The organism is Verrucomicrobiales bacterium (assembly GCA_016793885.1).
Lineage (GTDB): Bacteria > Verrucomicrobiota > Verrucomicrobiia > Limisphaerales > UBA11320 > UBA11320.
The window spans coordinates 19,349-28,158 of the sequence record JAEUHE010000024.1; the positions used below are offsets into that span (position 1 = coordinate 19,349).

Sequence of the window (8,810 nt, forward strand, 5' to 3'; positions counted from 1 at the left end):
TCCTTTGCGTCCTTTGCGTTCTAAAACTCGGGCCCCTTCCCATCGGGACCTTTGTGGCTCCGTGTGAGACCATCGGGTCCCGCCGCGTTCGGGGCTGGGGGATCGTCCGAGGACGGACGACTAGCAATGGGTGGGCCTATTCCCGAGTCTGGCTCGAGGGCGCAATGGTCACACCGATCATCTTGCTCAGGAGCTGAACAAACAGCCGCGATTCGCGTTCCTGGGAGCCAGTGCGGTCTAGGACGTATTCCTCCCAATACCACCAGTCAGGCAACGGTCCCTCATTCGTGAACGAGCCGTCCCCCACGAAAGAAAACAATCGGACCTCCTCACCTCCAACCAGCAGCAGTCCCACCACATAGCGATCGACGGAGTCGTGAGTGGTTGAGAAGACGGAGAAAGGATTCGCGTCATCGTAGCCGTAGGTCACAGCAGCAATTTCAGCGAAGGAGAGCACGCGTTCTCGCTGAAGCAACCAGGCGCTGCGCTGCGCCACCGTTACCGTCCTTGCTACTCGATCCACCACCACGCGGCGTGAGAAACTTCCCAGGTTGAGAATCCGAATGAACCCTGAAGTTGATGCCGTCAACTTATCCCCCTCCGCTTGGATTTGTGGACAAACTGAAATCGTCAATGAGGGTGCGGCGAACATGGGGATACTCAATGCTTCACCACACTAACTCCGAATCATCCTCGCCTTGGCTCGGACTTCTTGAGCCCGAAATTTTGCAATGCGCCGGACCAGTGTGTAGGGAATCGGCCGGTCGAACGGAAACCGGACTGCACCCTTCGAGGTCTCGTACGACGAAAGCTCCTTCTCAAACTGCCGCATGCCACTTGAGGTGGGATAAAGCCCGATGTGCTGTTTGAAGGCGGCGAAGTAGACGATTGTCCCTTCCGCAAACCGAAAGGCCGGGATGCGATAACTGATGGTCTCCTCGGCCTGTGGCACCGCCTTGTGAATGGCAGCCCTGACCTTGTTGAGTAGCGTTTGGATATCGGGGGGAAACCCCAGGATGTATTGGTCGATCGTCTCAGTCTTCGGCGCTGGCTTCGTTTTCATGGCTTCGATTGGGAAGGAGGGACCTGATGATCTGGAAGGTGGTGGCATGTGCATTCCTACCTTCGACATGAGGTTCCCGAAGCAGGAAAGTAAGAGCGCCAATCCCGATGAGCACAATAACGACCTGAAACGCTAATGCCAAAATATTCTTCATGATGGGATGGCCCTGTTTCCCCAGACTCCAGGAATCCGTGCTCTCCGGATTCGCCTTGGGCAGGCGAGTGTTCATAAACACGCTGAAGCCATTGAGCCACTTTGTCCCGGATACGGCCAACCGATTATTCTGTACGTACGTACGACTTAATCGGTCAAGGAGGGATGGTCGACGGGAGGGGGTGGTAGCAAGAGCCCAGGGCCGCGAGGCGTGATGAAACGTGGGGTCGTCACCTCAGGCTCGGATGGTGCTGGGCCTGTGCCCCAGGATCCGCAAAACTGCTCCTCAGTTCCGTTCGAATCTGCGCTTAATGGTCTAGGTTGGCTATAGTATGGGGTCGAAGGCTCGTCGCGCTTGAGCACCAACGGTGCGCCCCATCCCAGCCTGGGGTGACAACCCCAGGTAAACATCCCAGCTTCCATCAAGGGCTGAAAGCCCGGCATCAGGCGCCGAGTCCATCGCCACTTCCAGGCCTTTCCCACCCACTTCTACTCACACCCTCCGGAAGCCGTTGAAACTCTTCTCACATTCTGGACGTGATCCAACGGGCGACCAACAGATTGGGCACCCAACACAGCCAGGCTACGGTTGGGTAAGCCACTTTGAAATCGAGGTGAAAAACGCCGATCAGCAACGGCAGCCACAACCGCAGGGTCACAGCGGCAAAGCAAGCGCTGTAGCTGTAGACCATCAGGGACTCGTGCTTCCGCAGATTCCGCTGTCGGACGCTCCGGTAGGCTTCCACGGTGAAGCACAGCCATAGCACCCCTAGGCTGCCGAAGCCCAGACCGGCCACCCATCCCGTGGACGCATAGAAGGAGACATAGACCGCCGCCATTCCGCTGACGCCGGCCATCAGCACGTAGAGCATCCCCAAAATCCGGTGCCAACGCAGATTCCGACTCCGCCAGGACTTGAGGAACTGGGTCCAACCAACCGAGAGGGCAATCCCTCCACTGACGATGTGTGTATAAAACCCCAACCGCCACCCTCCATTGCTCAGCAGGACGTCGCTCTTGGTCTCCAGCAGTCCGATCTTCCCATCAGCCAGCAGATACAGGAGAGGGTAAGCCCCAACGATCACACAAAGTGCGGCTAGAATGATCCAGACCAGAGTTCTCATAAATGCGGTTCACGGATGTGGCGTACCGATTATTTAGTACGTACGTATGATTTAATCGGTAAGAGGGGTGGGGTGGGGACAACGGAATCCTCCTTAATCCGCAAACCAGTTGAAAAAGCCGCCGGGGTCTAGGCGTGCCACGACGATGACTAGCACGATGGAGGCGACCAAGAACGTAAGTGCGGGCCAGATGCGCCGATCCACAGCGACCCGCCGTCCGACCAGCGCGAGCGCGACGGTTGCCAGCGCGACGACTGGCAATGCCATGAGTCCGAACCAAACTGCCTGGTGGTGAACCGTGAATCCCAGATCTTTCGGATCTGGATGGTACGGCTGAGGCCAATGCCCCAAATACAAACGAGCGCGCAGAACAAACAAGTAAAGCAGCGACAGCCACGCGAGCGGGTAAGCGGCTAAAATCAGCGGCAACTTCGTCCGGATGAGGGAAAAAGGAGAGCTCATAGTGGCAGTGTCAACCAATCTCATAGGGAGTAAACCTGAAAACGGCAGTAGGGCCGTGACCACGGATTTCGCGGATTGCACGGATAGGTATGAATTTGAAGTGACGACGCGGCTTAAGCCTCCCGCCGACGGCCCCTCACGAGGCCCGTGAGGCAAACCGGTCCCAAGCGCCTCCAGATCCCCGCCCCGCCCCGAACCCCCACGGGGGGTTCAAGATCTTAGCCGGGGTGTGGAGTTAGCGACACCCCCGGTCCATCGCCTCCCCTTTCACAGCACCCTGAAAGGCGTGCCACTGTGGAATTCTCAGGACCTTGTTCTCGTTTTCTCGGCCAACTCAATCCCGCTTCGACGCTCAATGCTTTGGGGGGTTGCTATCATCGTATACAGTTAATCGTGGGGAAGCGCCGTGGAAGCGATAACCCCATCGTGGGGTCAAAGCGGTGGTTTATCTGACGCATCCTGGGTGTTCTTGAGCGATCGCTGCGACAGGAAGTAGAGATCAACCCGCAGACCCAGTGAGGCGAACAGTTCAAGTTCATCGCCGGAGAACAGAGAGGTAGGGGTCGAACCCGGCGGAGGATCGCAGACTGCGATACCGGATCGATGAACGGAAGTGAACTGAGTCCACTTGGCTGGATCCGTAGTAAGTCCGCGAAACAAGTCCGCAAGGGCATCACTCACCGATGCATACCTATCAACCTCCACGGTGCGTCTCCAGAAACCGGTCAGCGATCGTTTCCGAGACACCGTACCATCGTCCTCAGCAACGTCGATCATGTCGCCCCACAAGCACGACTCATGATTCTGCCCCCCTAACGCCCCAGAGATCGTCTTGGGGGATACAGACTTGCCTACGAATCTAACCACGATTGTTGTCATAGAAACCTAACGCCGAATGTCCATGATCGACTTAGAACAATGGGATACGAAACCAATGATCCAAGGCCGGCCGACGAGCTAGCTCCGGACGCTGTTTGGCCTGGAGAACCCCCAGGGTTCAAAGAGATTAGCCGGGGCGTGGAGCAGAGCGACACCCCCGGTCGGTTGGTCCCCTGTTCTCAGCACCCTGAAGGGCGTGCCACCCGTCGGCGAGGGGATCCACCAACGGGTCAGGATGCTTGAGGAGATGGGATGCGAGTGTCGGAGGCCGATGGCATCGCTGCGCGATGCTCCGTAATTTTTAACAGGCCCGGCGGTGCCAGCACCCCCTGCTATTCTCTTTGAACCCTGCTGGTTCGAGCCCTGCCGCCAAAGTGAGAAACATCAGTGTCCTGCTGGGGAAACGAGCTTGAGCCCGACGACTCCGGCAACGATCAGCACCAGGCAGAGAATGCGTGCGATCTCTCTCGACTCACCGAGGAACACCATCCCGATAATGGCCGTGCCTGCCGCGCCGATTCCCGTCCAGACCGCGTACCCGGTGCCCACGGGTATCGTTTTCAGTGCCACCGCCAGCAACCCAAAACTGGCGACCATGGCGCTCACCGTGGCCACGCTCGGCCAGAGCTTGGAAAATCCTTCAGTGTATTTAAGACCGATCGCCCAAGCGATCTCGAGTAACCCCGCTATAAATAGATAAAACCAAGCCATATGTTCTCTTTCTTAACCGGATGTGTGGCGGAATCGTTTCACTGAGGCCGCACGATGCGGAAGAACTGCTCCTCCTGGTCACCCAAGCGCACCCAGCGGCTTTGTTGCGTCCCGTCGCCGACAAAAGGCAGTCCGAAGTTCTTCCAAGTCTGTAAGTCGCTTGAAACCTGCAGCTGGTTGATGACTCCCGCAACGGCGAAGAACTCCAGCTCGACGGCGGGATGGATCTTCAACGAGAGGTCCCCCGAATCTGCCAACCTCACATAGTCGAGCAGATCGAGTTCACCCGCCACATTGCCATTCAAGTCCATGCGAATCCAAAACTGCTGCACATTCTTCAGCAGGTTGCCCCAGGACCCGGAAATGATCGTCCATTGTTCGCTCCTCAGCGCGGCCACCAGATCGAAACGCGAGGAACTAGGGGTTCCGGTGATCGGGAATGTGTAGGAGGCGCTGTTCGTGGTGATCCCATCCACGCTTCCCGACAAAAATAGCACGACTTCGTAAACCGTCGGGGAGTCGTCCGTCACTAAGCCGAGTCGGACACCACCAAATCGCTGCCAGTCGCCCAGGAAGCTTCCCGGTGCTGCGATACACTGCCAATCATTGTTCAAATCCTGGATTCGGAGGAAGCCGTTAGCGACCGATGGAGAAAGATCCCGCGCGGTGACGCCCGACTCCGGCCAGGGCGGATTCGCCCGTGAATGACTGACGCTCGTCCAGCCGTCGTTCGTGCTGGTGAACTCCGAGACGAGATCCGCAGCCTTTCCAGATTCAGAGATTAGGATGGAGAAGCCTAGGACGATCGCGATGTGTACTGCTTGTGTTTTCATAGATTACGGAATGCCAAGGGGCCTGAGAGTTCGCTGTATTCGATTGGGAGCACTGAGCCTGATCGATGAACGGTGTCGGCGCAGTTACTGGAATAGCTTCGTCAGGCCTTTTGTCCGAATCTGACAAAGATGACCTGCCCATCATACTCAACCTGACGGGCTTCGTCCTGCATGATTTCGAGCGCCCGCTCCAGTGAAACGCCGCCGGTGCCCGCACCGATGAGGGGAAAGGCGATGGAACAGTAGCCTCGGTCGCGTGCGATACCCAGTGCACTCCGAACGCATGCCCGAATGGCCCACTCTGAAGACCGCCACAACATGTTGATCCCGGCGACGTGAATGATGGCTCGAAAAGGTAATCTTCCAGCGCCGGTCTCGACCGCCCCGCCGAGTGGAATCGGGCCCTTCCGACCCAGTTCACGGAACGGCTCATATCCCGCTCGTCGTTTGATAGCGCCGGAGACTCCCTGGGGTATCAGCAGCCACCATGGAATAATGTTCCTATTCCAAGCATTGACGATGACATCCACGTCTTGGTCGAGCAAATCGCCAACAGTAAATTGAAGATCCATGCGCGAGCGACCGAGGTTGCATTAGGAAACTAGGGTTCGGGCGACAATCTGTTTAGACTGCATGATTGGGCGCTTCTCAAATCAATCGTCTCAGTGGCGACGGTTCGCCAAGGTGTCGCCCAAGGCAACCTCCGAGAAAGCCAATACGGCAACCTGTCCCAAACCGGACTAAGCGTCCGTCCGTTCGATTACCAACGCAAAGGTCAGGATACCGGCCACGCCGAACTTGAACTTGGGTAAGTTCATGATGCCTACGGCAAAGCTCAGCGACGGGAGTAATGGTGATCAGGTAAAAACACCGACGCCAAGGGCTGTTGGATCGAGTGACTGTTCGGCTCAGCTGGTTGCAGGGGGCAAGTCATGCGGCGAGTAGGGCACATCGCTCTCGGGTGAGGGATAGTATAAGCTTCCTCCCTGCCTCAGGTGTTCTTCGAAAAGGAATCGCACAAAACTCAAGCTGAGGGTGATCGCCTGCATCTCATCGAAGCCGCCAATTGACGGAGGATCGTACTCGGGCTGAAGCCCCTTGGTGGTGATTCGACAACGAAACATCCGACCGTCGGGAGTCGGGGGCCATATCTGGACACAAACATCATGACGGGTGCCATCGGTCCATTGGGCAGTCAGCCTTTTAGTGGCAATGGGAGTTTCCATAGGGATGGGGGGAATCAGAAAGCCGCAGACACTACTCAGGGACGCGCCGGTCTGGACGCTCGACCTGAAGCCTAGATGCTGTCTGCGCGTTCACTGGAATAGGCGTGTCGGGCATCATTTGGGCTCCAAACCCAGGTCCTTCAACGTGCCGCCAAATTCAACGTTGCCATGGAGGTGCACCACGGTACCGTCGTCAAAAACCAGCGTGCCAGACAGAGTCGGGGGGCTACCAGCTCGATAAGTCGCGTCACCGGCCTTGGTCACCGAAAGACTGCCACCGCAGAGCCACTTGGCTGGGGCAAGCAAACGAACCTCGGCGACAACCTGGCCGTTCGATTGGATGCGCAGCACACGCTCCTTCGGTGCTGGCTTGTCCGTCGCGTATGCTACAATCGCGACGGCGACAACAAGAGACGCTCCAACAACCAACCGTTGTATTAATTTCATGAGTAACTTGCGTTGAGTGTAGTGTGGGATGCTGCCGAACGACCCCGCTGATCCACAGCCCGCCGACCGAGAGCCAACTCAGACGAAACCTGTGATGCAGGAACAGTGATCATGTGAAAAACTCGGAGGCTAACGGCTGTTGGATCGAGTGGGGCCTGTTAGCCGTCAAGAATCTCATTGGTCCAAACTCTTCAGGTCAAAGACTACCAGGTTGGTCAGCACGTCGCGAGCAATCTGGCGAGCTTCGGCAAAACTAGCACGAAAGGAATCGGGAATGTCAGACTCGGGAACCAGTGCCTCGTAAGCCCTCGTATGTCCTAGCAAATACATCCGACAGCCGTTGGTAATGCTGGTGATGTCGCCGCGCTCCGCCGCATGAAGCACGTGCAGTGAACGCCGGATGAGAAATTCGGTGCTCTGCTTCTGCTGAGCACCCCAGCCCCGCCGATAGCCAACGAAGAAGCAGGCAACTGCAAGAGCCAGGAGCGGACAAACGATAAATAGATCACGGCCTTTCATGCGCGCACCGATGACGGCTAACGACCCCGCTGATCCACAGCCCGCCGACCGAGAACCACCTCGGTCGAAACCTGGGACGTAGGAACGGTGATCATGTGTAAAGTTCGGAGGCTAAGGGCTGTTGGATCGAGTGGTTAGCCGGTCGGATGTTCTCGATCCTCCCTGATCAATGTAGCGAGAACCACAATACAACCGAAGACCATGATGACTGAACTTGCGTCCCAATGGGAATGGCCAGCCATCAGTCCTAGCGCAAGCCAGGGAGATCGCCAAACGACTCCGAATCTACGGGAGCGCTCCACCCCTGCTCGCCCCTCACGCAACACCAGGGCGCAATTCGAGACTAGCAGACTCAGCAATACTATACTGACGAAGGCATGGAGCGCGGATACCATCCAATATGCTTCCCAGGTCATATAGAAGAAGGGGGACTGAGGAATCCGGCTAGCGCCGATGCTCAGGGACGCGCCGGTATGGACTCTGAACCTGAAACCTGGATGCTGTCGGCGCGTTCACTGGAGTAGAATTGTTAGGCGTTTCCGGTTCATTTGATTTTAGGTGGCTGGGTATTCTTCTTTTGCGGCTGAACCTTCCGGAGTTCGTAGCGATTCAGCCCATTGTCTCCAGTGGGTTCGAAGCTCTTTGGCGCCACTCCGTCACCGTTGCCCGTTGCCAAGGTCAATGTCCCGTTCTCAATCTTGAAGATAGCGACGACCACTGTGCCGATGCTATCCTTACCCGCGGAATCTTTGATGGTGGCGTGTAACTGCTTTGGGTCTGTGCCCGCGGGCAATGTGAATGTCGTCTCAAACCAAAAGTTCGTGTTCCGGTGATAGCTGAGTGAACTGCCGGTGATCGTGATGGTGATTTTTTCGGGCGACTTTACGGGCGGCTGAACGCCCACTCCGGCTTCCTCCCATGTGCCTTCCCATGTTCCTTGGAGAAGCGGTTCTGCATCGGTTGGTTGATTGACTCCGCCTTTGGCTTTGGTGGTGACTTGTTCGCCAGCGTTAGCGATGAAAGTGGCCACGAGGCAAACAATGGTGATGATATGTCGAAGGAGTTTCATGGCAGCAAGTGTCAGGTGGCTGCTGAGCAGGTTGTCAGGAATTTGTGAAGAGATTGTAAATTGTTCGTTCATACGGGGCGCAATGAAACACCTAACGTCCCCGCTGATGCACAGCCCGCCGACCGACCGCCAACTCGCACGAAGCCGTGAATGCAGGAACGATGATCATGTAAAAAACTCGGGGGCTAAGGGCTGTTGGATCGAGTGGGCTTGTCAGGAGACTGGTGTCTCATGCTCTCCAACAAATCGTCCGTCAGGACTCAGGATAAAGCTGTCGGTCACATCCGGGGTGTAAATGGGAATAAACCCCCAAAGCGGACGCTG

At 56.7% G+C, this 8,810-nt stretch carries 13 protein-coding genes; all 13 read right to left on the reverse strand.

The genetic code is table 11. The features are described 5' to 3' along the window. Positions 1-136: 136 nt before the first annotated feature. The 13 genes from JNN07_03140 to JNN07_03200 all read right to left on the reverse strand — a co-directional run bounded on the left by JNN07_03140 (position 137) and on the right by JNN07_03200 (position 8,486). Positions 137-652 (reverse strand): hypothetical protein, encoded by a 516-nt coding sequence (locus JNN07_03140; GenBank protein ID MBL9166709.1) that lies wholly within the window; start codon positions 650-652, stop codon positions 137-139. 24 nt (positions 653-676) lie between these two features. After that, the gene (locus tag JNN07_03145; protein ID MBL9166710.1) at positions 677-1,063 is read right to left on the reverse strand and encodes a DUF1801 domain-containing protein; all 387 of its coding nucleotides are present in this window, start codon (positions 1,061-1,063) and stop codon (positions 677-679) included. Beyond that, positions 1,035-1,292, reverse strand: a complete 258-nt coding sequence (locus JNN07_03150) for a hypothetical protein (protein MBL9166711.1) — start codon at positions 1,290-1,292, stop codon at positions 1,035-1,037. Before JNN07_03150 ends, JNN07_03145 begins: the two co-directional genes overlap by 29 nt. A gap of 448 nt (positions 1,293-1,740) precedes the next feature. Next, the gene (locus JNN07_03155) at positions 1,741-2,340 is read right to left on the reverse strand and encodes a DUF2306 domain-containing protein (protein ID MBL9166712.1); all 600 of its coding nucleotides are present in this window, start codon (positions 2,338-2,340) and stop codon (positions 1,741-1,743) included. A gap of 93 nt (positions 2,341-2,433) precedes the next feature. Continuing rightward, positions 2,434-2,802, reverse strand: coding sequence for a hypothetical protein (locus JNN07_03160; GenBank protein ID MBL9166713.1), 369 nt, complete (start codon positions 2,800-2,802; stop codon positions 2,434-2,436). 432 nt (positions 2,803-3,234) lie between these two features. Continuing rightward, positions 3,235-3,579 (reverse strand): hypothetical protein, encoded by a 345-nt coding sequence (locus JNN07_03165; protein MBL9166714.1) that lies wholly within the window; start codon positions 3,577-3,579, stop codon positions 3,235-3,237. A gap of 486 nt (positions 3,580-4,065) precedes the next feature. Then, on the reverse strand, positions 4,066-4,392 hold the full coding sequence (gene sugE, locus JNN07_03170; protein MBL9166715.1) for a quaternary ammonium compound efflux SMR transporter SugE: 327 nt from the start codon (positions 4,390-4,392) through the stop codon (positions 4,066-4,068). Positions 4,393-4,430: 38 nt separating this feature from the next. Then, entirely contained in the window at positions 4,431-5,225 is a 795-nt protein-coding gene (locus tag JNN07_03175; protein MBL9166716.1) for a hypothetical protein, read from the reverse strand. A 101-nt stretch (positions 5,226-5,326) separates the two neighbouring features. Then, positions 5,327-5,797, reverse strand: coding sequence for a macro domain-containing protein (locus JNN07_03180; protein ID MBL9166717.1), 471 nt, complete (start codon positions 5,795-5,797; stop codon positions 5,327-5,329). 336 nt (positions 5,798-6,133) lie between these two features. Then, positions 6,134-6,451 (reverse strand): hypothetical protein, encoded by a 318-nt coding sequence (locus tag JNN07_03185; GenBank protein ID MBL9166718.1) that lies wholly within the window; start codon positions 6,449-6,451, stop codon positions 6,134-6,136. A 114-nt stretch (positions 6,452-6,565) separates the two neighbouring features. Continuing rightward, positions 6,566-6,898: a hypothetical protein gene (locus JNN07_03190; protein MBL9166719.1), complete on the reverse strand. Its 333-nt coding sequence runs from the start codon at positions 6,896-6,898 to the stop codon at positions 6,566-6,568. Positions 6,899-7,072: 174 nt separating this feature from the next. Beyond that, on the reverse strand, positions 7,073-7,417 hold the full coding sequence (locus tag JNN07_03195) for a hypothetical protein (GenBank protein MBL9166720.1): 345 nt from the start codon (positions 7,415-7,417) through the stop codon (positions 7,073-7,075). A 544-nt stretch (positions 7,418-7,961) separates the two neighbouring features. Continuing rightward, a complete protein-coding gene (locus tag JNN07_03200) occupies positions 7,962-8,486 on the reverse strand; it encodes a hypothetical protein (protein ID MBL9166721.1) in 525 nt (174 codons plus the stop codon). Between the last annotated feature and the right edge of the window lie 324 nt (positions 8,487-8,810).

What these genes read in the sequence shown, in the direction of transcription:
- sugE (MBL9166715.1), bottom strand. Translation starts at nt 4,392, where the DNA reads ATGGCTTGGTTTTATCTATTTATAGCGGGGTTACTCGAGATCGCTTGG.
- JNN07_03145 (MBL9166710.1), bottom strand. Translation starts at nt 1,063, where the DNA reads ATGAAAACGAAGCCAGCGCCGAAGACTGAGACGATCGACCAATACATC.
- JNN07_03140 (MBL9166709.1), bottom strand. Translation starts at nt 652, where the DNA reads ATGTTCGCCGCACCCTCATTGACGATTTCAGTTTGTCCACAAATCCAA.
- JNN07_03195 (MBL9166720.1), bottom strand. Translation starts at nt 7,417, where the DNA reads ATGAAAGGCCGTGATCTATTTATCGTTTGTCCGCTCCTGGCTCTTGCA.
- JNN07_03180 (MBL9166717.1), bottom strand. Translation starts at nt 5,797, where the DNA reads ATGGATCTTCAATTTACTGTTGGCGATTTGCTCGACCAAGACGTGGAT.
- JNN07_03175 (MBL9166716.1), bottom strand. Translation starts at nt 5,225, where the DNA reads ATGAAAACACAAGCAGTACACATCGCGATCGTCCTAGGCTTCTCCATC.
- JNN07_03200 (MBL9166721.1), bottom strand. Translation starts at nt 8,486, where the DNA reads ATGAAACTCCTTCGACATATCATCACCATTGTTTGCCTCGTGGCCACT.
- JNN07_03160 (MBL9166713.1), bottom strand. Translation starts at nt 2,802, where the DNA reads ATGAGCTCTCCTTTTTCCCTCATCCGGACGAAGTTGCCGCTGATTTTA.
- JNN07_03190 (MBL9166719.1), bottom strand. Translation starts at nt 6,898, where the DNA reads ATGAAATTAATACAACGGTTGGTTGTTGGAGCGTCTCTTGTTGTCGCC.
- JNN07_03165 (MBL9166714.1), bottom strand. Translation starts at nt 3,579, where the DNA reads ATGATCGACGTTGCTGAGGACGATGGTACGGTGTCTCGGAAACGATCG.
- JNN07_03155 (MBL9166712.1), bottom strand. Translation starts at nt 2,340, where the DNA reads ATGAGAACTCTGGTCTGGATCATTCTAGCCGCACTTTGTGTGATCGTT.
- JNN07_03150 (MBL9166711.1), bottom strand. Translation starts at nt 1,292, where the DNA reads ATGAACACTCGCCTGCCCAAGGCGAATCCGGAGAGCACGGATTCCTGG.
- JNN07_03185 (MBL9166718.1), bottom strand. Translation starts at nt 6,451, where the DNA reads ATGGAAACTCCCATTGCCACTAAAAGGCTGACTGCCCAATGGACCGAT.